Source organism: Streptomyces sp. NPDC048718, from assembly GCF_043198875.1.
Classification (GTDB): Bacteria; Actinomycetota; Actinomycetes; order Streptomycetales; family Streptomycetaceae; genus Streptomyces.
The window spans coordinates 432,264-454,623 of sequence record NZ_JBICVG010000006.1 but is presented as its reverse complement, the minus strand read 5'-3'; the positions used below and the strand labels follow the sequence as shown (position 1 = coordinate 454,623).

10 protein-coding genes and 1 pseudogene are annotated in these 22,360 nt (G+C 73.8%); 2 read left to right on the top strand and 9 right to left on the bottom strand.

Features of this window, described 5'->3' with window-relative positions; all coding sequences use genetic code 11:
• Positions 1-231 precede the first annotated feature (231 nt).
• Positions 232-3,222, top strand: a complete 2,991-nt coding sequence (locus tag ACGFRB_RS14575; RefSeq protein ID WP_393243044.1) for a BTAD domain-containing putative transcriptional regulator — start codon at positions 232-234, stop codon at positions 3,220-3,222.
• Between the two features lie 400 nt (positions 3,223-3,622).
• On the opposite strand, the gene ACGFRB_RS14570 is transcribed toward ACGFRB_RS14575, so the two are convergent.
• Positions 3,623-3,934: a hypothetical protein gene (locus ACGFRB_RS14570; RefSeq protein ID WP_393243042.1), complete on the bottom strand. Its 312-nt coding sequence runs from the start codon at positions 3,932-3,934 to the stop codon at positions 3,623-3,625.
• A 214-nt stretch (positions 3,935-4,148) separates the two neighbouring features.
• Here ACGFRB_RS14570 and ACGFRB_RS14565 point away from each other — a divergent pair, with 214 nt between their 5' ends.
• Positions 4,149-6,335, top strand: coding sequence for a BTAD domain-containing putative transcriptional regulator (locus ACGFRB_RS14565; protein ID WP_393243040.1), 2,187 nt, complete (start codon positions 4,149-4,151; stop codon positions 6,333-6,335).
• A gap of 237 nt (positions 6,336-6,572) precedes the next feature.
• Here ACGFRB_RS14565 and ACGFRB_RS14560 read toward each other — a convergent pair whose 3' ends face one another.
• From ACGFRB_RS14560 to ACGFRB_RS14525, 8 genes and pseudogenes are all read right to left on the bottom strand, one after another.
• Positions 6,573-6,881 carry a chorismate mutase gene (locus ACGFRB_RS14560; protein WP_363007426.1) on the bottom strand — a complete coding sequence of 103 codons (309 nt, stop codon included), beginning with the start codon at positions 6,879-6,881 and terminating at the stop codon, positions 6,573-6,575.
• 207 nt (positions 6,882-7,088) lie between these two features.
• A pseudogene (locus ACGFRB_RS14555) lies at positions 7,089-8,087 on the bottom strand (hydroxyacid dehydrogenase); the annotation flags it as partial.
• A gap of 92 nt (positions 8,088-8,179) precedes the next feature.
• Positions 8,180-10,150 (bottom strand): FtsX-like permease family protein, encoded by a 1,971-nt coding sequence (locus tag ACGFRB_RS14550; RefSeq protein WP_393243038.1) that lies wholly within the window; start codon positions 10,148-10,150, stop codon positions 8,180-8,182.
• Positions 10,150-10,962: an ABC transporter ATP-binding protein gene (locus tag ACGFRB_RS14545; protein ID WP_363007430.1), complete on the bottom strand. Its 813-nt coding sequence runs from the start codon at positions 10,960-10,962 to the stop codon at positions 10,150-10,152. The genes ACGFRB_RS14550 and ACGFRB_RS14545 overlap by 1 nt, the downstream gene beginning before the upstream one ends.
• Positions 10,963-11,026: 64 nt before the next feature.
• Complete coding sequence (locus tag ACGFRB_RS14540; RefSeq protein WP_393243036.1) at positions 11,027-20,275, bottom strand: amino acid adenylation domain-containing protein; 9,249 nt, start codon at positions 20,273-20,275, stop codon at positions 11,027-11,029.
• Positions 20,268-20,492 (bottom strand): MbtH family NRPS accessory protein, encoded by a 225-nt coding sequence (locus tag ACGFRB_RS14535; protein ID WP_363007434.1) that lies wholly within the window; start codon positions 20,490-20,492, stop codon positions 20,268-20,270. The genes ACGFRB_RS14540 and ACGFRB_RS14535 overlap by 8 nt, the downstream gene beginning before the upstream one ends.
• Positions 20,493-20,521: 29 nt before the next feature.
• Positions 20,522-21,268: a thioesterase II family protein gene (locus ACGFRB_RS14530; protein ID WP_393243034.1), complete on the bottom strand. Its 747-nt coding sequence runs from the start codon at positions 21,266-21,268 to the stop codon at positions 20,522-20,524.
• The gene (locus tag ACGFRB_RS14525) at positions 21,265-22,215 is read right to left on the bottom strand and encodes a TauD/TfdA family dioxygenase (protein ID WP_363007438.1); all 951 of its coding nucleotides are present in this window, start codon (positions 22,213-22,215) and stop codon (positions 21,265-21,267) included. The genes ACGFRB_RS14530 and ACGFRB_RS14525 overlap by 4 nt, the downstream gene beginning before the upstream one ends.
• Between the last annotated feature and the right edge of the window lie 145 nt (positions 22,216-22,360).

The window sequence follows — 22,360 nt, the reverse complement described above, 5'->3', positions numbered from 1 at the left end:
CTTTCCCGGTGCCGGTGCGCATTAGAGTGAGGTGCTGGAATGTCACGGAACTCCCGCACAACTACACGGAATCTTTACTCAGACTTTTCCGTCTACGGGCCAACGGGAGCCTAGGGCAACCTCCTGGGCATGCTCCGTGACCATCCAGAGGTGGATCTACTTGCCGGTAACTGATCGCATGGCGCGTACATCCATGGAACCTGCACCACGCACGCACAGGGGGGCACCGGCTTGCGAGAGGTTGTTTTCGGTCTTCTAGGGCCATTGGACGTACAAATTGATGGTGCGTCCGTTCATCTCGGCGGAGCGCGACAGCGGACGGTACTGACCATGCTGCTGCTGTCGTCCGGCCGAATCGTCTCTGTGGACAGCCTCACGGAGGCTGTCTGGCCGGCCGGCGCTCCCACGACCGCCCGCAATCAGATCGCCATCTGCATCGCGGGACTTCGTAAAGTATTCAAGGAAATGGCCTCGCTGATCGTGACGTCCCATCCCGGGTACGTCCTCAATCCCGTGGGCCACCGCATCGACGCGATCGCGTTCGAGGAGGCCGTCCGCCAGGCCCGTGAACTGGCCCGCAGCGGCAAGAACTCCGAGGCCTGCGACCGCTACGCCGAGGCGCTCTCCTTCTGGCGCGGGCGCGCCCTCGACGGCGTGGCCGGGCCGCGCGTCGAGCAGGAGGCGGCACGCCTGGAGGAACAGCGCCTGGACGTCCACGAGGAGTACGCCGGCCTGCGGCTCCAGCTCGGCCGCCACCGCGCGCTCGTCCCCGAGCTCCACTCGCTGGTGCAGGCCAACCCGCTGCGCGAGCAGGCCCGCGCCCATCTGATGCTCGCCCAGTACCGCTCGGGACGCCGCGCCGAGGCGCTCGCGATCTTCCGCGAGGGCCGCCGGCTCCTCGTCGACGAGCTGGGCATCGAGCCCGGCCCCGTCCTCCAGGGCCTGCACGACCTCGTCCTGAGTGACTCGCCCGAGCTCACCCAGCCGCCGGCCGATCCGACCCCTCCCCCGGCGCCCCATATCGCCGCCCAGCTACCCGCCGCCTCCGCCTCCTTCACCGGCCGTGCCCGGGAACTCGGCGCCCTCGACCGGATGCTCGACGAGCGTCTCGGCCAGTCGCCGCTCGCCATGGCCGCCATCAGCGGCATCGGCGGCGTAGGCAAGACCGCGCTGGCCAACCAGTGGGCCAACCAGATCGCCGCCCGGTTCCCCGACGGCCAGCTCTTCACCGATCTGCGCGGTTACGACGAGGCGTACAAACCGGTCTCGCCCGCCGTCACCCTCGACCGTTTCCTGCGCGACCTCGGCGTCCCCGCCCCCCAGATCCCGGCCGACCCCGGCGACCGCGCCGCCCTCTACCGCAGTGTGCTCGGCGGCAAGCGCGTCCTGATCGTGCTCGACAACGCCCGTTCCTTCCGTCAGGTACAGCCCCTGCTGCCCGGCAACGGCCGCTGCTGCGTGATCATCACCGGCCGCGATCTCATGGACGATCTGATCGGCGACTACGCCGTACTGCGCATCAGCCTGAACACGATGTCCGCCCAGGAGGCCACCGCGCTGCTCGTCGGCGTGGCCGGATCGGAGCGGATCGCCGCCAACCCCGGCGCCACCGAACGGCTGGGAGAGCTGTGCGACCGGCTGCCGCTCGCCCTGCGGATCGCGGGCGCCCGCCTGGTCGCCAAACCGCACTGGTCGGTACGGAGCCTGGTCACCCGCCTCGAGGACCAGCGGCGCCGGCTGGACGAACTCAGCCCCGGCCAGGGCGGTGTACGCGCCGGATTCCGGCTCAGCTACCGCGATCTGTCCCCGCCGGCCCGCATGCTCTACCGAAGACTCGGCCTCCTCAGCGTCCCCGACTTCGCCTCCTGGGTCGGCGCCGCTCTCATCGACGCCGGTCCCGACGGCATCACGGACGCCGAGGACCTCATCGAGCAGCTCGTCGACGCGCAGCTCCTGGAGGTCGTCGGTTCCTCCGGGCCCGCCACCCGCTACCGCTTCCAGGACCTGCTGCGGCTCTTCGCCTGGGAGTGCGCCCACGCGGAGGAGAGCCCGAAGGAGCGGACGGCCGCCCTGGAGCGGGCCTACTCCGGCTGGCTCCACCTCGCCGACGCCGCCCGCGAGCGGACGTACGGCGGCACGCACGAGGTCTCGTACGGCCGGGCGACATCGCTGCCGTTGCCCGATCACCTGGTCGACGAACTCCTCGAAGATCCCATGGAGTGGCTGGAATCCGAGCGTGTCGCCCTCGGCGACGTGATCAGCCAGTCCGCCGCCGGCGACCAGTTCGCCGCCTACTCCTGGGCGCTCACCCTCAACGCCACCCCGCTCTTCGAGGCGCACAACTATCTGGAGGACTGGCGCACCTGTGCGGAGCGTGCCCTCGGCGCCGCCACCCGCACCGGGGACAAGCTCGGCGAGGCGACCATGCTGCGTTCGCTGGCGACCTTGGCGATCTATCAGCGCCAGTACCCGCAGGCGCAGCCGCTGCTCGCCCGCTCCCTCATCCTCTTCGACGAGGTCGGCGAGGTGCACGGCCGCGCCGTCACCCTGCGCAATCTGGCCCTGTGCGCCCGCTTCTCCGGTGATCTGGACGGCGCGACGCGCGACGCGGGCAGAGCTCTGGACGGGTTCCGGGCGGCCGGCGACACGGCGGGTGAGTCCCATGTGCTGGGGCTGATGGCCCAGTTGGAACTCGAACGCGGCAACCTGGCCGAGGGACAGGAGCTGTGCGCGCGCGCCATCGCCAAGAGCCAGGAGGCGGGCAGTGTCCGGGGCGAGACCCAGAACACCTACCGGCTGGCCGAGGCCCTGCTGCGGCTCGGCGATCCGGTCGGCGCGGAGCAGGCCTGCCAGACGGTCCTCGAACTGACCCGCGGGGACGGCGACCGGCTCGGCGAGGCGCACGCGCTGCGCGGCATCGGCGAGGCCCGCTGGCGCCGGGGCGACTGGGAGGGTGCGCAACACGCGCTGCTCCAGGCCCTGGAGGGGGCCGAGCAGGTGTCCGACCGGTTCCTGCGGGCCCGTATCGAGGCCGATCTCGGCTTCGCGCTCGCCGTGTGCGGGGAACCCGAGGCCGCCGGCCGGCTGGAATCCGCCCGCACCGTGTTCGAGGAGCTGCGCACGCCGGTGTGGCAGGAGCGGATGGCACGGGCGCTGCCGACGGTGATCTCCGCCGTCGGCCCCGTCGCACCGGAGGTCCTCATCGACGTCCTGGAAGGCTGAGCCGATGGCATGGGGATCCGAACCGATGGCCTGAGACCCGGGCCGATGGCCTGAGGACCCAGCCGATGGACTGGGGCCCGAGCCAAGTCACCGGAGACCACCCGAGCCCGCGCACGACGGTCCGCACCGGAGCCCCACAAGGGTCGAGCCGGTGGCCTGAAGGACCGGACAAGCGCCCCGACGGGCCGCACCGGCACCCCACAAGGGTCGAGCCGGAGCCCCGCGAGGGCCGGAGCCCCGCAAAGGCCGAGCCGGCCCCCCGGCCTGACCGGACCGGCGCCCCGAAGGACGAGAACAGGCGCTGCCTTCCGGTGCCCTGCCCATGAACCACGGGAGGCCCGCAACCGCTGGACAGCGGTTCCGGGCCTCCCGTTCGTGGTCACCGCGGCTGGGGTGACGATCAGGTCCAGGGCACCTCGCTGCTCTGGTCGCCGTTGGCGGTCCCGCCGTCCAGACCCGGGCTCATCGGCGCGGTCCACGGCACCTCGGAGGCGAGGACGGTCCACGGCGACTCCGGACGGTGCTCCGGTTCGGTCCACGGCACCTCGGAGGCCAGGACGCTGTGCGGCGCCTCGACGGGCGGCGTCGGACCGGTCCACGGCACCTCGCTCGCCAGCGTCAGGCCCGCACCACTCGCACCCCCCGCGGCGAGGGCGACGGCGGCGGCCATCGAGCAAAGGAAGCGGACGACGACGGAGCGGGTGCTGCGCATGGGGATTCTCCTCATCAGGTGCAGTGGGCCGCCACCGTGGCCGGGGCGATGAGGAAGACGTTAGAGATCATCTCTGTCGGCCCGATATCGCTCCGATTTCGTCTCCCCGGTCTCCGTCCGAATGGCGCGAAATCGATCCGACATCGGGGGAACAGCGCGGCGGGACATGGTGGGGGTCACCGCCCCCACCACGGCCCGTCATCGACAGGAACTCATGGACCTCCAACTGCTTGGCCCGGTCGAGGCCACCCGAGACGGCTCGCGCATCGCCCTCTCGGGAACGAAGATGCACACCCTTCTCGCCGCCCTCCTGCTGGCCCGGGGGCGAGTGGTGCCGGACACCCGGCTCAGCCGGCTCCTGTGGGGAGCCGAGCCGCCGGCCACGATGAGCGCGCAGATCTATACGTACGTGTCACGTCTGCGCAAACTCCTCGACCCCGAGGTCGCCCTGGAGCGTCGCTCGCCCGGGTACTCGATCAGGACCGGGGAGTGCCGCGTCGACATCCTTGAGTACGAGCGTCTCGACCGCTGTGGGCGGCAGGCGCTCCAGGAGCACCGTTACGCGGAAGCGGCGGCCCTGCTCCGGGACGCGCTGGAGCTGTGGCAGGGCCCCATGCTGGTCAACGTCACCGAGTTCCTCGCGGAGGAGGAGGTCCCGCAGTGGGAGGAGGGACGCGCCGCCACCCTGGAGAACCGGATGGAGGCCGACCTCGCCCTCGGCAGACACCAGCAGGTCGTCGCCGAACTCACCCGGCTGGTGGCCGATTTCCCGCTGCGCGAGCGGATGCGGGCCCAGTTGATGACCGCCCTGTACCGGTGCGGCCGGCAGGCCGACGCGCTCCATGTCTTCGACGAGGGCCGCGCGGTGCTCGCCGACGAGCTGGGCATCGACCCCGGCAGCGGTCTGAGGGCCGCGCACCAAGCCCTGCTGTGCGCCACCCTCGACCTCGAACCGCGGGCAGAGGAGCGTACGTCGGCGACCCTGACGCCCGCCCCCGCCGCCACCACCAACGCCTCCGCCCCCGCCCCCGCTCCTGCTCCGGCGGTCACGGCGGGCTCCGTCCCGACGCTCAGCCAGATCCCCAGCCCCCGCAACGGTGCCGCCCCCGCGTACCCGCTCCCCGCTCAGCCGTCGCCCGCCGACGCGCCTTTGCCGCGCGCGGCCTTCGAACAGCCCGAACAGGCCGAGCGGTTCGACCAATCCGAGGGGTTCGGCCGATCCGAGCGATCCGAGCGGCCCGCACCCGGCGGATCGGCCGGTCCCACCGCACCGGGCAGCCCCGCCCGACCGGGCAGCCCCGCCGGTCCCGGCGGCCTCGCCGACGGCGGCCCGCACACCGCCTCGCCGTTCATGCTGCCGCCCGACATCGCCGGCTTCAGCGGGCGCACCCGCGAACTGGCCGAGCTGTACCGGCTGCTCGCCCCCCGTCCCGCCGGAGCCGTCGCCGAGCCGCGCCGCTGCCTGATCACCGGAATGGCGGGCATCGGCAAGACGGCCCTCGCCGTGCACGCGATGCACGCCGCGCGGGACGAGTTCCCCGACGGGCAGCTGTACGCCGACCTGACCGGGGCCGACGGCACCCCCAAGGATCCGCGCGACGTCCTCGTACGCTTCCTGCGCGCCCTGGGCACGGAGCCGCCCGAGTCCGCCGTCCACGACCTGGAGGAGCTGGTACGGATCTACCGCACCCGCACGGCGGACCGCCGCCTCCTGGTCCTGCTGGACAACGCCTCCGAGCGCGCCGGTCTCGCCCCGCTGCTGCCGGCCGGACCGCACGCGGCGGTCCTGGTCGTCGGCCATGTCCACCTCGCCGCGGAGACCGGGCCCGCCACCCTCGCGCTCGGCGCCATGAACCGTACCGAGTCGCTCGCCCTGCTCACCAGGACCATCGGCAAGGCGCGCACCACCGCCGAACCGGGCGCCGCCGAACGGATCGTGGAGTACTGCGCCGGGCTGCCACTCGCCCTGCGGATCGCCGGAGCCCGGCTCGCCGCCCGCCCGCACTGGTCGGTGGGCCGGCTCGCGCAGCGGCTGGCCGACGAGCCGGCCCGGCTCGCCGAACTCTCCTTCGGCGAGCTGGACGTGACCGGCACCCTGGCGAGCTGGCTGCGCCGTACCGGCACCGAGGACCGTGAGGTGCTGACCCGGCTGTCGGCGCTCGGCTCGCGGGCCTTCACCCCGGTCTCCGCCGCGCCGGCCCTCGGTGTGCCGCTGCGGCTCGCCGAGGACCTGGTGGAACGGCTCGCCGACGGCTGGCTCCTGGAGCCGGTCCACTCCCCCGGCACGGTGGGCACCCTGGCGGGCAGCGCCTTCCGCTTCCACCCGCTCCTGCTGCTCCACGTCCTGTCGCTGCCGGTGGAACGTCCGGTACGCGCCGCCCCGCTCGCGCAGGCGAGCTGACCCGCCCAAGTTCCACGACCGCCCGCACCCACAACCGCCCGGTGCGGATCCGCCTCATCCCCCGGGGCTGATCCGCACCGGGCCCACATCCGTATCCGCACCCACAGCCGGGCCGGATCCCACCCGATCCACTCCCACCCCACGCCCACACCCAGACGCGCACCCGCACCCGGCCAAGGCCCCCTTCCCGTACCGATACGGGGAAGGGGGCCTGGTCGTGCCGCACCGGTCAGGGCGTCACGCCACCGGGCGAGCCAGCGAGCCCCGGCAGAACTCCAGGACCGCCATCGCCATCTTCCCGCCGGGCCGGCCGAGACGGTCGGCGTAGCGGTTGATGACGACGTTCTCCCGCCCCAGTTCGGTACGGCGGCCACCGGACGAGATCCGGGCGTCCTGGATGGCCTCGGAGAGAGCCCGGCGGCTGTCGAGCAGCCGGAGGATCTCCGCGTCGAGGAGGTCGACGCGGTCGCGCAGACCGGCGATGACGATCTCGGCGGAGGGCGGGGGCACGACGGGCTGGAGGGTCTGGAGGGTCTGGGTGCTCATGTCCGGCGTTCTCCTGGTTCGGTGGGCGGGCGCGCGGGGCGGGCGTTCCCCGCGGGGCGGCCCGTGCGAGGCGGGTGGCACAAGGCAGGTCGTACGAGTCGGGCCCGTACAGGAACCGCGGTACGGCGCGGTTCCTGTACGGGAGTTCAGGGGTGGTGCGGGGCGGCGAGAGAGGGAGGGGCGGGGGGCCGGGGCCTTCCCTCAGCCGTTGACCGCGTCCGGCACCGGCTCCCCCGCCAGGGCGAGCCGGACCGAGGCGGCCACCGAGGTGCCCGCCTTCTCCTGGGCCTCGGCCGTGCCGGCGCCCAGGTGCGGGGTCACCACCACGTTCTCCAGGCCGAACAGCGGGGAGTCGACGCAGGGTTCGGTGGCGAAGACGTCCAGCGCGGCTCCCGCGATCCGGCCCTCCGCCAGGGCCTCGTAGAGCGCCCGCTCGTCGACGATGCCGCCGCGCGCGGCGTTGACCAGCCGGGCCCCCGGCTTCATCCGGGCCAGTGCCTTGGCGTCGATCAGTCCGAGGGTCTCGGGCGTCTTCGGCAGGTGAACGGTGAGGAAGTCGCTCTGGGCCAGCAGCTCGTCCAGGGTGACGAGCCGGGCGCCGGCGCGCTCGGCCACGGTCTCGTCGGCGTACGGGTCGTACGCGACGATCTCCATGCCGAACGCGGCCATCCGGGTGGCGACCAGGGAGCCGATCCGGCCGAGGCCGACGATGCCGAGGGTCTTCCCCGACAGTTCGACCCCGGTGAAGCGGGACCGCTGCCACTTCCCCGCCCGCAGCGCGGCGTCGGCGGGGGCCACATTGCGGGCGACGGCGAGGAGCAGGGCGATGGCGTGCTCGGCGGCGCTGACGATGTTGGACGTGGGGGCGTTGACGACCAGGACGCCCGCGGCGGTGGCCGCCGGCACGTCCACGTTGTCCAGGCCGATGCCGGCCCGGGCGATCACCTTCAGCCGCGGCGCCGCCGCGATGGCCTCGGCGTCCATGGTCGTGGCGGACCTGACCAGCACCGCGTCGGCGTCGGCGAGCGCGGCGAACAGCGCGGCGCGGTCGGTGCCGTCGCAGCGCACCACGTCGACGTCCGGGCCGAGCGCGGCGACGGTGGCCGGCGACAGCTCCTCGGCGAGCAGCACGGTGGCTCTTCGCGCGGCGGGCGGGCCGGCCGGCGCGGCGGTGGCGGCGAACGGAGTGAGCGTGGTGAAGCTCATCGTCGGTCCTCTTTCGGTTCGGTTCGGTTCCGCTCAGGCGGGAGGGAGCGGGCGGAGCACGCGGGCGTGCGGGGTACGGGGAGCGGGGCGTGTCACTGACGGGCTGCCGCCAGGTCCAGGGCCCGGGCGCGCAGCGCCAGTCGGGCGGGCAGCAGGCTGGCGACGAGCGCGAGCGCGAGTCCGGCCGCGGCGGCGCCGCCGAGGGCGGACCAGGGCAGACGCAGCGGGAGCGCGGGGCCCGCGGTCAGGATCCGGTTGCCGATCAGCATCAGGGTGGCGGCCTGGGTGCCGGTGGTGACGAGGAGCGCCAGGGCGGTGGCGGTGAGGGCCGTCAGGAGTGCCTCGACGCCCACCATCGCGAGCACCTGGCGGTCGTTGCCGCCGGTGAGCCGGAGCGTTGCGAAGTCCCGCAGCCGGTCGCCGGTGGACATCATCATGGTGTTGACGATGGCGATCAGGGCGTAGAGCAGGGCCGGGCCCAGGATGGCGATCATCGCGATCCAGTCGGCGTGGGACCGCGCGTCGTCGGCGCCGCCCCACGCGTCCGCCGCGGTGACCTTGAGGCCGGCGGCGGGGTCCAGGGCCGGTGCGGCGGCCCCGTCGGGGGCGGTGAGGAAGGCGGCGGTGGGTCCCCGGTCGGCGGACAGGTGCCCGGCGACGACGGAGTACGGCAGCAGTACTTCGGCGAGGCTCAGCGGGGTCTTGACCAGGGCGACCACGGTGAGGGTGCGGGGGGTGCCGTCGTCGAGGGTGGTGTCGAGCTTGTCGCCGACCTGCCAGCCGTTGGCCTTGGCCAGTTCGCCGGAGACGGCGAGGGAGGATCCCTTCAGATCGTCCAGGGAGCCGGCCTCGGCGGGCAGCTTCCAGGTGGCGGCGGCGTTCCCGTCGACGGCGGTGGCGGACAGGGTGCCCGCGGCGGCGGGCGAGAAGCCGGCCCCGCCGGACAGGCCGTTCAGCCAGGTCGTACGGATGGTGGTGGTGCCCACCCCGGGCAGGGCGCGCAGCTTCTCGACGGTGCCCGGGGCGAGGACGGGGCCCTTCGCGGGTTCGACGACATAGCGGGCGCTCAGCGCGTCGCGGGACTGGAGGGTCCGGGCGTCGCCGAAGGTCAGGGTGGAGCCGACGACCGTGCCGGTCAGTCCGATCACCAGGAACATCGGGGTGGCGGTGGAGACGGTGCGCCGTACGGCCGCGAGGGCGTTCTGCCGGGCCAGCAGGCCCACCGCCCCGGAGGCCAGCGGTACGGGCAGGGTCAGCAGCCGGACCAGCGGCGGGATCAGCAGCGGGGCGAACAGGGCGACCGCCATGATGGCCATGACGTCGATGAGGAGCGTCCAGACCGGCAGGTTCTGCGGGTCGCGCAGCTGCGGGTCCTGGTCCATGCCGGGCGGCATGGTGGCGAACAGGGCGAGGACGGTGCCGAAGACGGCGAGGTAGCCGACGGCCCACACCCAGCGGCCGAGGGTCATCACCTTGCCGTCGACGGCGGCATCGCCGAGGGCTTCGACCGGCCGTACCCGGCCGGCCCGGCGGGCCGCCGCGTAGGCGCCGGCCACCGCCACCGCCACCTCGACGGTGGCGGCGACGAGCAGCGGGGTGACGCTGAAGTCCACGGTGAAGCCCTCGGGGGCGGCTTCCCGGGCGATCAGCCAACGGGCGAACAGCGGTGCCACGGCGGTGCCGAGGAGCGCGCCGCAGACCGAGGCGGCCAGCGAGACGGCGAGCGCCTCGCCGAGGACGAGCAGCCGGACCTGGCGCGGGGTCGCGCCGACCGCCCGCAGCAGCGCCGTCTCCCGGCGCCGCCCCGCGACCGCGAACGCGAACGTCGAGGCGACGACGAAGAGGGAGACGAAGCCGGACATGCCCGCCATGAAGGTGAGCAGCTTCTTCAGGGACGGTGCCGACGGGTCGTTGTTCTCCAGGCCCGCCGAGGTGCTGACGAGCAGTCCCGTCGCGGAGATGAGGGCGACGCCCAGGGTGAGGGCGACGAAGGAGCCGGCGAAGCCGAGCCACCGCTTGCGCAGAGTGGCCACGGCCACGGGCAGCAGCAGGGTGATCCCCATCAGCGGCCACCGTCGATCCGGACGGGCTCGGCGGCCGCTTCGGTCTTTGCCGGGGCGCCCTCGGCGACGGGCTCCGGGCCGGACTCCAGGCGCGCCATGTGCTCGGCCACCCGCCGCGCGGTCGGCTGGTGCATCTCGCCGGTGACGCGGCCGTCGACGAGGAAGAGGACGCGGTCGGCGTAGGAGGCGGCCACCGGGTCGTGGGTGACCATGATGGTGGTCTGCCGCTGGTCGTCGACCAGTTCGCGCAGCAGCTTCAGGACGGTCCGGCTGGAGCTGCTGTCCAGGGCGCCGGTCGGCTCGTCGGCGAAGAGCACCTTCGGGCGGGTGATCAGGGCGCGGGCGATGGCCACCCGCTGCTGCTGGCCGCCGGACATCTGGTTGGGCAGGTGCCCGGCGCGTTCACCGAGTCCGACCCGGGCCAGCGCGGCCCGTACCTCGGCCGGGTCCGGCCGGCGGCCGGCCAGCCGCAGCGGCAGTCCCACGTTCTGCTCGGCGGTGAGCGCGCCGAGCAGGTTGAACGCCTGGAAGATGAAGCCGATCCGGTCCCGGCGCAATTCGGTGAGAGCCTTCTCGCCGAGCGGGCCGAGTTCGACCTCGTCCACGACGACCCGCCCCGCGTCGGGGCGGTCGAGCCCCGCCGCGCACTGGAGCAGGGTGCTCTTGCCGGACCCCGAGGGCCCCATCACCGCGGTGAAGGTGCCGTGTTCGAAGGCCACGGAGATGTCGTCGAGAGCGCGCACCTGCGCCGCCGAGCCCGCCGCGTAGAGCCGGCTGACCTGTTCGAGCCGGACTGTCTGATTGCTGTTCATACCCCAACACCTATCAAGTGATCTTGTACTGGACGGGACCAACCGACTTCGTTCTCAAGGCGGTTCAGTACCCCCCTGCCGAGGAGGGCGCACCGGCGGCGACCGCCGGGCCGTCCTGCCCGGCCACCGAGCCGTCCCGCCCGACCGCCGGACCGACCGCCGGACCGTCCTGCGGCTGTACGAGCGCGCCCACCGGCGTGTGCCGTGCGTCGGCGACCGTCTGGAGGATCCGGGCCATCCGGTCCAGCAGGGCTGCCGCCTCTTCGTGCCGGTAGACGTCCGGAAGGTAGCCGAGGTGCAGTCCCAGCCGGCTCGAATCCAGCCCCGGCACCGCCTGCATGCGCAGCGGGTAGTGGGTGGCGTCCTCGCTGTCGCCGCCGGTCAGCCGCAGCCCGTCGGGGCCCTCGCCGGCCCGGCCGAGCAGCGCGGCGGAGTCCAGCGGGGTGTTCTTGACGACGGTCGTGGTGTCGAACAGCGGCCCGTTCCCGGCCAGTCGCTGGATGTCACCGAGGCCCAGGTGATGGTGGGGCAGCAGGGCGGCCTGTTCCTCCTGGATCCGGGCGAGCAGCCCGCCCAACGACTCCTCGGGGTCCACCTGGACCCGTACCGGCAGGGTGTTGATGAAGTTGCCGACCATCCGCTCGATGCCGGGCACCTCCGGCGTGCGGCCGGAGACCGTCGAGCCGAAGACCACGTCGTCGCGGCCGGTGTGCCGGGCGAGGACGAGGGCCCAGGCGGCCTGGACGGCCGTGGACAGGGTGAGTCCGGCGGCGCGCAGACCGGCGTGGAGCCGGGCGGTCGACTCCGCCGGCAGCTCGATCCGAACCGACCGCTGCGGTCGCTGCTCGTCCTCGGTGATCTCGGGTGCGACCAGGGTCGGTTGGGCGGGTCCCGCGAGGGCCGTGCGCCAGGCGGACTCGGCGGCGGCGCGGTCGCGGCCGGCCAGCCAGCTCAGGTAGGCGCGCAGCGGCGGGGCGGGAGGCAGGGTGCCACTCCCGTCGCGCTCGGCGTACAGGGTGAACAGTTCCTCGACGAGGACCGGTACCGACCAGCCGTCCCACAGGATGTGATGGGCCGTCAGCAGCAGTCGGTGCCGGCCGCCGGGCAGTGCGATCAGCGCCATCCGCAGCAGCGGCGGGGTCTCCAGATCGAAGGTGTACGCCCGCTCTCCGTCGGCCAGTTCGAGGGCGCGGGCGGCGGCCGTACGGTCGTCGTCGGCGCTGAGGTCGGCGGTCAGCCAGGGCAGCGCCGCTCGGGCGTGCACCACCTGCACCGGGCGGTCCGTGTCGTAGTGGAACCCGGCCCGCAGCGCCGGCTGGCGCTCCAGGAGCCGCTCGGCGGCGGTCCGCAGGGCGTCCGCGTCCAGCGGGCCCTCAAGATCGAGGGCGAGCTGGGTGGTGTAGACGTCGGGGCCGTCGTCGTCGCTCAGCAGCGAGTGGAAGAGGAAGCCCTCCTGGAGCGGGGTGAGCGGGAGGACGTCGATGAGGTCCGGGTCGGAGCGCATCAGCACCTCCGTCTCCTCCTCCAGGCCGGGGAACGGCCCTTCGAGGTACGGGTCTTCCGCCTGCTCCCGCTCCTGGGACCGGCCCGCCGCCGCGGCGGCCGAGGCCAGCGCGGCGGGCGTCCGCTGGACGAACACGTCGCGCACGCCGAGCGCGAGGCCTGCGGCCCGGGCCCGGGACACCAGCTGGATGGCGGTGATGCTGTCGCCGCCCAGGTCGAAGAAGGAGTCGTCGGGTCCGGCGCCCGGGTTTCCGAGCAGTTCGGCGAACAGGCCGCACAGCAGGGCCTCTTCGGGGCTCACCGGGGCCCGGACCGCACCCTCGGCCGAGGCGGACCGGGGCGCGGGCAGCGCCTTCTGGTCCACCTTTCCGTTGGCGGTCAGCGGGAGTTCGGCGAGCGTCACAAAGGCCGAGGGGACCATGTAGTCCGGCAGCGAGGCGCCGAGGAAGGCGCGCAGCGCGGGTACGCCTACGTCCCGGCCGACCGTGTACGCCACCAGCCGCTTCGCGCCCGGCCGGTCCTCGCGGACCACGACGGCGGCCCGTTCGATGCCCGGGTGGGCGGTGAGCGCCGACTCGATCTCGCCGGGCTCCACCCGGAAGCCCCGGATCTTGACCTGGTGGTCGGTGCGGCCGAGGTAGTCGAGGGTGCCGTCGCCGCGCCACCGGGCCACGTCGCCGGTCCGGTACATGCGCGAGCCGGGGGCGCCGAACGGGTCGGCGACGAAGCGGTCCGCCGTCAGGTCGGGCCGGCCCAGATAGCCCCGGGCCAGGCCGGAGCCGGCCAGGTAGAGCTCGCCGGGGGTGCCGGCCGGGACCGGCTGGAGGTGCGCGTCGAGCACGTACGTACGGGTGTTGGCGATCGGGCCGCCGATCGGCGCGAGCACCGGGCCGGCCAGCGGAGCGCTCATGCTGGCGCAGACCGTGGACTCGGTGGGGCCGTACGCGTTGACCATGCGCCGGCCCCGGGACCAGCGGTCCACCAGGTCGGGCGCGGTGGCCTCGCCCGCCACCACCAGGGTGGAGCCGGGCGGCAGGCCGTCCTCGGGCATCACCGGGAGCGCCGAGGGGGGCAGGGTCACATGGGTGACGCCGTGCCGGGCGATCAGCGCGGCCAGGGACCGGCCGGGCAGCAGCCGGTCCGCGTCGCCGAGGACCGCGCTGGCTCCGGTGAGCAGGGCCATGCACAGCTCCCACACCGCCGCGTCGAAGCTGGGCGAGGCGAAGAGCAGGACCCGGCTGTCCGGGGTGACGCCGAGGCCGGCCCGCTGGGCGGCGACCATGGAGGCGATGCCCCGGTGGGTGACCACGACGCCCTTGGGGCGGCCGGTGGAGCCCGAGGTGTAGATGACGTACGCCGGGCGGCCCGCGTCGCGGGGCACGGCGAGACCTCGGCCGGAGCGGTGGTCGTAGGCGGTGCGGTCGATCAGCAGCCGGGGCGCCTCGCAGCGGGGCAGTCCGCCGTCGGCCACCGCGCTGCTGGTGACGACCAGGCAGGGCGCGGAGTCGGCCAGCATGTAGGCGAGCCGGTCGGCCGGGTAGTTCGGGTCCAGCGGGACGAACGCGGCGCCCGCCTTGAGCACGGCCAGCTGGGTCACGATCAGCTCCACGGACCGGTGCAGGGCGATGGCGACGAACCGCTCGGGCCCGGCGCCGCGCCGTACGAGCAGCCGGGCGAGCCGGTTGGCGCGGTTGTTCAGCTCGCGGTAGGTCAGCTCGGTGTCCCCGTGGACCAGCGCGACGGCGTCCGGCGTACGGGCCACCTGGGCCTCGAAGAGGCCCGGGATGGTGCGGGGCAGGGCCGCTTCGGGCACGTCGGTGGCGTTCCAGCCGGTCACCAGGAGCGCGCGCTCGGCGGGCGGCAGGACTTCCAGCCGGCCGACGGGCGTCTCGGGCCGCTCGGCGATGGCGGTGAGGACGGTGAGCAGCCGGTCGGCGACCCCGCGGGCCTGGTCCGCGTCCAGCAGGTCGCTCTGGTGGTCGAGCCGGAAGTCCAGTCCGTCGGTGCCCGGCCGGGCGACCATGCCCAGGGTGTAGTGCACCGCGTCGTGGCCGTCGACGCCGTCGAGCACAAGGCCCGAACCTGCGGTGGCGGCGGCCAGCGCGGACACGTCCAGCGGATAGTTCTCGAAGACCATCGCGGTGTCGAACAGCGCCCCCACACCGGTGAGTTGCTGGATCTCGGAGAGTCCGAGGTGCTGGTGGCCGAGGAGCGCGGACTGTTCCCGCTGCATCCGCTCCAGCAGGGTGCCGAGCGTCTCGTGGCCGTCCAGGCGCAGCCGTACCGGGACGGTGTTGATGAACAGGCCGACCATCGCCTCGACGTCGGCCAGTTCGGCCGGGCGGCCGGAGACGGTGGCACCGAAGACGACGTCGTCGCGGCCGGTCAGCCGGGCCAGGACCAGCGCCCAGGCGCCCTGGAGCACCGTGTTGAGGGTGATCCCGGCCGTCCGGGCCCGCTCGGCGAGCACGTCGGCGACGGCCGCCGGCAGGGTGAACTCCAGCCGTCCGGGCACCGTCGGGGTGCGTCCCGGGTCCGAGGGGCGGACCAGGGTGGGCTCCTCGACGCCGGCGAGCGCCTCGCTCCAGGCGGCGCGGGCCGCCTGCCGGTCGGTGTCGGCGAGGTGGGCGAGGAAGTCGCGGTACGGGCGGACGCGCGGCAGCGGCGAGGGGGCGGCCCCGGCCGCGTACAGGCTCAGCAGTTCACGGACGAGCACCGGCATGGACCAGCCGTCGAGCAGCAGGTGATGGTTGGTCAGGATCAGGCGATGGCTGTCCTGACCGGTCTTGACCAGGGTGAAGCGCAGCAGCGGGCCCTCGTCGGGGGTGAAGCCGGTCGCGCGCTCGGCGGCGGCCAGGGCGGCCGCGGCGGTGCTCCGCTCCTCCTCGGGCAGGTGGGTGAGATCGCCGGCGGCCCAGGGGACGCGGATCTCGCCCGGCACGGTCTGCACCGGCCGGTCCAGGCCCTCGTGGTGGAACTCGGCGCCGAGGTGCGGGTGGCGGGCCGGCAGGGCCTCGGCGGCGGCGCGCAGCCGGGCCGCGTCGAGCGGACCGTTCAGGACGAGTTCGATCTGGGCGGTGTAGATGTCGCTGTCGCCCGCCTGGAGGCTGTGGAAGAGCAGGCCCTCCTGGAGCGGCGAGAGCGGCAGAATGTCCGTGAGGCCGGGCCGGCGGCGTTCCAGGAGCTCGATCTCGGCCTGGGTGAGCACGGCCGGGGCGATGTCGCAGGGGGTGCGTCCGCCGGCGCCCGGGCGGGTGCCGTGGCGGGCCAGTTCTTCCAGGGCCGCGAACCACAGGGCGGCCAGTTCGGCCACCTCGGGCTCGGTGAGGAGGTCACCGGCCCAGCTCCAGCGGGCGATCAGTTCCGGTCCGGCGAGGCCGTCCTGGGTGAGGGCGTCGAGTTCGAGGGCGTGGCCGAGCGGCATGCCGGGCAGGCCGCCGGGGATGCCGTCGCCGAGGCGCGGGACGATCGTCCAGTCGGCGGCGGTGGCGGGCGCGGAGAACCGGCCCAGGTAGTTGAAGCCGATCTCGGGGCCGCCGAGCGGGGCCAGCCGGGCGCCGGCCTCGGGGTTCAGATGGCGCAGCAGGCCGTAGCCGATGCCCTTGCCGGGAACGGCGCGCAGCTGCTCTTTGACGGCCTTCAGGGCGGCGCCGGGGTCGTCGTCCGGTCCGGCCGGGGCGTCGAGCAGCACCGGGTACATGCTGGTGAACCAGCCGACGGTGCGGGACAGATCGGCGCCGGGGACGGCCGACTCCTCGCGGCCGTGGCCCTCCAGGTCGACGAGGACCGGTCCGCCGTCGCCGCGCCAGCGCCGGAAGGCGAGCGCGAAGGCGGTCAGCAGGACGTCGTTCACCTCGGCGTGGAACGCGGCCGGGACGGTGGTGAGCAGGGCGTGCGTCGCCTCGGCGGGCAGTCGCAGGGTCAGCCGGCTCGCGGTCGCCAGGGTGTCCCGGCCGGGGTCGAGGGCGCGGTCCGCGAGCGGGGCGCCGCCACGGGACAGCACCTCGCTCCAGTAAGGGAGTTCGGCCTCGCGCTCCGGGGAGAGCGCCGCGTCGGTGAGCCGGTGGGCCCAGGTGCGCAGCGAGGTGCCGACCGGGTCGAGCCGGGGGGTCTCGCCGCGGGACACGGCGGCCCAGGCCTCGGCCAGGTCGGGGGCGAGGACGCGCCAGGACACGCCGTCGACCGCCAGATGGTGGACGACCAGGACCAGCAGGCCCGGCTCTTCGGTGCCCCGGTCGAGCCAGACGGCGCGGAGCATGCCGCCGGTCTCGCGCGGCGCGAGGGTGGCGAGCGCGGCCCGTCCCTCGGTGTCGGCGAGCGCGTCCAGCGCGGTCTCGTCGAGTCCGGTCGCGTCGACGCGGCGGACGGCGGCCGAGGCGTCGGCGGAGCCGACCGGTCCGACGACGAGTGCGCTGTCGGTGCGGTGGGCGCGCAGCGCGTCGTGGCGGTCCAAGGCGGCCTGGACGACGGCCACCAGGCGGGGCAGGGTCAGTTCGCCCGGGACCCGCAGCACCACCGACTGGTTGTAGCCGTCCTGCGGGCCGCCGCGCTCGTCCGACCAGCGCATCACGGGGGTCAGGGGCAGCTCGCCGATGCCCGCGCCGGGGGCTTCGGCCGGCCGGGTGTCCAGTTCGGTGGCGGCCTCGGCGAGGGCGGCGGGGGTGCGCAGCCGGAACACCTCGCGCGGGCTGAGGACGAGTCCGGCCCGGCGGGCCCGCGACACCAGCTGGATGGCCATGATGCTGTCGCCGCCGAGGTCGAAGAACGAGTCGTCGGCGCCGGCCCGTTCGACCCCGATCACCTCGGCGAACAGCGCGCACAGCGTCGCTTCGCGCGGGGTGGCCGGGGCCCGTCCCGTGCCACAGCCGCCGGCGGCCGGGGCGGGCAGCGAGCGGGTGTCGAGCTTGCCGTTGGCGGTCAGCGGCAGCGCGTCGAGGGTGACGAAGGCCGCCGGGACCATGTGCGCGGGCAGCTCGGCGCCGAGCGCGCCGCGCAGCTCGCCGTCGGCGAACGCGGCGCCCGGGGCGGGCACCACATAGGCGATCAGGCGCTTGTCGCCGGGGCGGTCCTCGCGGACGACGACCGCGCCGCTCGCGACCTTCTCCTGGGCCAGCAGGACGCTCTCGATCTCGCCGAGTTCGATGCGGAAGCCCCGGATCTTGACCTGGTGGTCGGCGCGGCCCAGGTATTCGAGTCCACCGTCGGCCCGCCGGCGGGCGAGGTCGCCGGTGCGGTACATGCGCGAGCCGGGCGCGCCGAAGGGGTCGGCGACGAACCGGTCGGCGGACAGGTCGGGGCGGCCGAGGTAGCCGCGGGCGAGTCCGGCGCCCGCCACGTACATCTCGCCGCGCTCGCCGACCGGGGAGGGCCGCAGCGCCGTGTCGAGGACGTAGATCCTCAGGTCGGGGATGGCGTGGCCGATGAGGCTGCGGGTCTGGCCCGAGGTCGCTTCCTCGTCGAGCGCGAGATGGCTGACGTGCACGGTCGTCTCGGTGATGCCGTACATGTTGACCAAGGCGGCCTTCGGGTGGGCCCGCTGCCAGGGGCCGAGGCGGCCCAGGTCGAGCGCCTCGCCGCCGAACACGACGCGGCGCAGCGCCAGTTCACCGACCGGCTGCTCGGCGTCGGCCCGCATCAACTGGTAGAACGCCGACGGCGTCTGGTTGAGGACTGTCACCCGCTCCTCGGCGAGCAGTGCCAGGAACTCGTGCGGTGAGCGGCTCACGGCGTGCGGGACGACGACGAGCCTTCCGCCGTACAGCAGCGGGCCCCACAGCTCCCAGACGGAGAAGTCGAAGGCGTAGGAGTGGAAGAGGGTCCACACGTCCTCGGCCCCGAAGTCGAACCAGTGGCCGGTGGCGGTGAACAGGCGTACGACGTTGCTGTGCGGGATCACCACGCCCTTGGGGCGGCCGGTGGAGCCGGAGGTGTAGATGACGTACGCCGGGTTGCCGGGGGTCAGCGGGGCCGTCCGGTCGGCGTCCGTGAGGGGGGCCGGGTCGGCGGCGGCGAGTTCGGCCCGGGTGTCCGCGTCGTCCAGGACGACGAGCGGCACCTCGGTGTCCGGCAGCGCGCCCACGCCGTCCAGGGTGGTGACGACCAGGGCCGGGGCGGCGTCCTGGAGCATGTACGCGAGGCGGTCGGCCGGGTAGTGCGGGTCCATCGGTACATAGCCGGCGCCCGCCTTGACGACCGCGAGGAGCGCCGTCACCAGGTCGGCGGAGCGCTCCAGGGCGACCGCGACGTACCTCTCGGGGCCCGCGCCCCGGGCGGCGAGCAGCCGGGCGAGCCGGTTGGCGCGCTCCTCCAGCTCGGCGTAGGTCAGGGACTCGGAGCCGTGGGTGACGGCGATCCGGCCGGGGTGCCGGGCGGCCTGCTCCTCGAAGAGCGCGGCGAGCGTGCGGTCCTCGGCGGGCACCTCGGCGTCCGGCGTGTTGACGCCGTCGATCAGCCGGTCGGTCTCCGCCTGGGGCAGCAGCTCGATCCGGCCGACGGGAAGGTCGGGCGCGTCCAGGGCCGCGTGCGCGAAGTGCAGGAAGCGGTCCTGGTGGGCGGCGACGGAGTCGATGTCGCAGACGTCGGGGGCGGCGTCGAAGTCGATCCGGATGCCCTGGTCCTCGCCGAGGTCGTAGATGCCGATGGAGAGGTCGTCGACGGGGCCGTTGCTCAGGTTGTGCTGCGTACCGGGCTGTCCGAGGAAGCCCCTGCCCTGCGCGAACGCCATGATGTTGACCATGGGGGCGGCGATCCGGCGCCCCGTCTCGCCGCCGGACAGCTCGCGGCACAGGTCCTCGTAGCGCGGCAGCTGGTGGGCCAGCGCGGCCTTCACCTCGGCGCGGACCCGGGTCATCAGCTCGCCGATCCCGTGCTCGGGGCGGACCGTCAGGCGCAGCGGGACGATGTTGGAGACCATGCAGGGGGTGCGGCGGGTCAGCTCGGTGGTGCGGCCGGTCACCGGCAGCCCGAGGACCAGCTCGTTCTTTCCGGTCGCCCGGTGCACATAGGAGGCGACCAGCGCGATCATCAGCATCGACCAGGACGTACGGGCCGAGCGGGCCGCCTCGCGCACCCGCCGGGACCGCTCCGGCGTCAGGCGGACGCTGCGCCGGACGTACGGCTCGCCGGCCGGCTGCCCGGCGGCGTGGTCCTCGCGCTCGCCGAGCCGAGGGGTGTCCGGCAGACCGGCCAGCCGCTCGGCCCAGTACGCGGTGTCGTCGGCGGCTTCCCGCGAGACGCGGTAGGCGGCGTCCTCCGCCAGGACCTCCGCGAGGGAGGCGAAGGGGCCCGGCTCCCAGGCGACGCCGTTCAGTGCCTGGGTGTACAGCTCGGTGAGCCGGTGGTCCATCAGGGCCCCGGACATGCCGTCGATCATGATGTGGTGGTAGCGCTGGTAGTACACGAAGTGCTCCGGCGCCAGCCGGAGCACGGCCACCGTACGGAGGTTGGCGCCGGTCACCAGGTCGACCGGGGTCCGCAGGTCCTCGTCCATCCAGGCCCGGGCCGCGGCCATCGGGTCGGCCGGGTCGGCCCGCTCGCTCAGGTCGACCAGGAGCGGCGGGCGGATGTCCTCGACGGGCTCCAGGATCTGGTACAGGCCGGTGTCGTCCTGCTCGATCCGGACAGTGCGCAGGATGTCCGTCTCGGTGGCCAGCCGGTGCCGGGCGGCGGCGAGGACGTCCAGGTCCAGCGGCCCGTGGATCTCCTTGCATTCGGCGATGTTGTAGCGGCGGCCGGTCGGGTCCATCGCGTGGGCGAACCAGATGCCGCGCTGGGCCGCCGAGAGGGGCAGCCGGGTGACGAGATCAGCCATGGTCCGGCCCCGCCACCGTCGCGCGCAGGCTCAGCGGCCGCAGGTCGGTCCAGTGCGTGTCGACGTAGTCGACGCACGCGGCCCGCCCGGCCTCGGCGAGCGCCACCGTCCAGCCCTCGGGCACCTCGGCGAACGCCGGCCAGAGGGAGTACTGCTCCTCGCCGTTGACCAGGACGTGGAAGAGGCCGTCCTGGTCGTCGAAGGGATTGTTCGCCATGGGGAGTGCTCCTTGGGGTGTGGTTCGGGTCAGCGGGCGGCCGGGGCGGGCATGAGCGTGTCGGTGAGCAGGTCCATCAGGCGTTCGGGAGCGCTCTCCAGGTAGAAGTGGCCGCCGGGCAGTTCGCGCAGCTCGAAGCGGCCGGTGGTGTATCCCGCCCAGGCGGCGGAGTCGGCGGCCGTGCAGGCGGTGTCGTACGCGCCGGCGATCGCGGTGACCGGGCACAGCAGCGGGGCGCCGGGCCGGTGGCTATAGGTGTCGATGAGGTGGAAGTCGGCGCGCAGCGTGAACAGCGCGATGTCGCGCAGTTCCTCGTGGGCGACGAGCCGGCCCGCGGCGCCGCCGAGCGAGGTGACGTAGCGGAGCATGCCCTCGTCGCCGCGGTACTCCGGGGCCAGCGGCCGGCAGTCGCCGGGCGCCTTGCGCGCCGAGGCGAACAAGTGGACGAGGGCGGGCCGCAGTTCGCGCGGCAGCGCGCGGGCCACCTCGTAGGCGACGGTGCCGCCCATGCTGTGCCCGAAGAAGGCCACCTGGCGGTCCAGGAGGGGGCCGATCTCCGCGGCGAGGTCCCGGACCAGGGTGTCCATGTCGGGCGACGGGTCCGCCATGATGCGGTCCTGCCGGCCCGGGTACTGGACGGCGGTCACCTCGATCGACGACGGCAGCAGCTCGGCCCAGCCCCGGAAGGCGCTGGCGGCGCCGCCGGCGTGCGGGAAGCAGATCAGCCGCAGCGTCGCCGAGGGGCGCGGGACGAAGGTACGGAACCAGGCGCTCACGCGGTCACCTGTCCCGGGGCGTACGGCTCGGCCATCGCGACGGCGATCCGGCGCGGCCCGGTGAAGGGCTCCCGGCCGTGCGCGGCGAGCATGTTGTCGACGACGAGGATGTCGTCGAAGCGGTAGTCGAAGCGGGTGGAGGCGGCCCGGTAGCAGTCCCGCAGATGGGCGGTGACCTCGTCCGGGATGACCCCGCCGTCGCCGTAGAAGGTGTCGCTCGGCAGGTCGTCCTCGCCGAACAGCTCCAGCAGGCCCTCGCGGACGTCCGGGGCCAGCGTGGTGTGGTGGAAGAAGGTGATGTGGTTGAACCAGACCCGCTCACCGGTGACGGGGTGGACGTGCACGGGCCGGCGGATGCCCCGGGTGCGCAGACCGCCGTCCTCGGTCCACTCGAACTGAAGCTCCTTGGTACGGCAGTTGGCCTCGACCTCGGCGCGGTCCTCGGTGTTGAAGACCTGCCGCCAGTCGACGCCGAAGCCCTCGTGGAAGTTGCGGACGGCCATCCAGCCGCGGGCCTCGAACTCCTCGACGACGGCCGGGTCGATCCGGGCCAGCACCTCGCGGGTGTCGGCGAGCGGGGTCGCGCCGAGCGTCTCGGCCTCGCGCACGCAGTGGAAGTACAGCGTCCGCGGCCAGGCGGCCTGGTAGGAGTTCTCGGTGTGCAGAAAGATCTCCTCGGCCGGCGGGTAGTCCGTCGAGGTGTAGACGTTGCCCTTGATGGTGGAGCGGGGTGAGGAGCGCTCGGAGTACTTCAGCGGCTCGCCGGACATGGCCCGGACGACATCGGCGAAGCCGTCCACCCCGCCGACGTCGAAGCCGCGCAGCAGCAGGGCGCCGTGCCGGTGGAGCTTCTCCCGCAGATGGGCGGACTCCTTGCCGATCAGCTCGATGATGCCGGGACTGCCGCTGTCGCTCTCCACCGTGAAGGCAAGTGTCTGCGCGGTCATCTTTCTCTCCCTGTCTCGACCGGGTCGGGCGCCGGCGCGGGAACACGAAGAACCCCCGGCCGGGTCAGTCTCCGGCCGGGGGCTATACATCTTCGATACCGCTTCTGCGCGGGCCTTCACCAGGGGCTTGTCCCCCGGTGAAGGG

What these genes read in the sequence shown, in the direction of transcription:
- ACGFRB_RS14570 (WP_393243042.1), bottom strand. Translation starts at nt 3,934, where the DNA reads ATGCGCAGCACCCGCTCCGTCGTCGTCCGCTTCCTTTGCTCGATGGCC.
- ACGFRB_RS14565 (WP_393243040.1), top strand. Translation starts at nt 4,149, where the DNA reads ATGGACCTCCAACTGCTTGGCCCGGTCGAGGCCACCCGAGACGGCTCG.
- ACGFRB_RS14560 (WP_363007426.1), bottom strand. Translation starts at nt 6,881, where the DNA reads ATGAGCACCCAGACCCTCCAGACCCTCCAGCCCGTCGTGCCCCCGCCC.
- ACGFRB_RS14550 (WP_393243038.1), bottom strand. Translation starts at nt 10,150, where the DNA reads ATGGGGATCACCCTGCTGCTGCCCGTGGCCGTGGCCACTCTGCGCAAG.
- ACGFRB_RS14545 (WP_363007430.1), bottom strand. Translation starts at nt 10,962, where the DNA reads ATGAACAGCAATCAGACAGTCCGGCTCGAACAGGTCAGCCGGCTCTAC.
- ACGFRB_RS14540 (WP_393243036.1), bottom strand. Translation starts at nt 20,275, where the DNA reads ATGGCTGATCTCGTCACCCGGCTGCCCCTCTCGGCGGCCCAGCGCGGC.
- ACGFRB_RS14535 (WP_363007434.1), bottom strand. Translation starts at nt 20,492, where the DNA reads ATGGCGAACAATCCCTTCGACGACCAGGACGGCCTCTTCCACGTCCTG.
- ACGFRB_RS14525 (WP_363007438.1), bottom strand. Translation starts at nt 22,215, where the DNA reads ATGACCGCGCAGACACTTGCCTTCACGGTGGAGAGCGACAGCGGCAGT.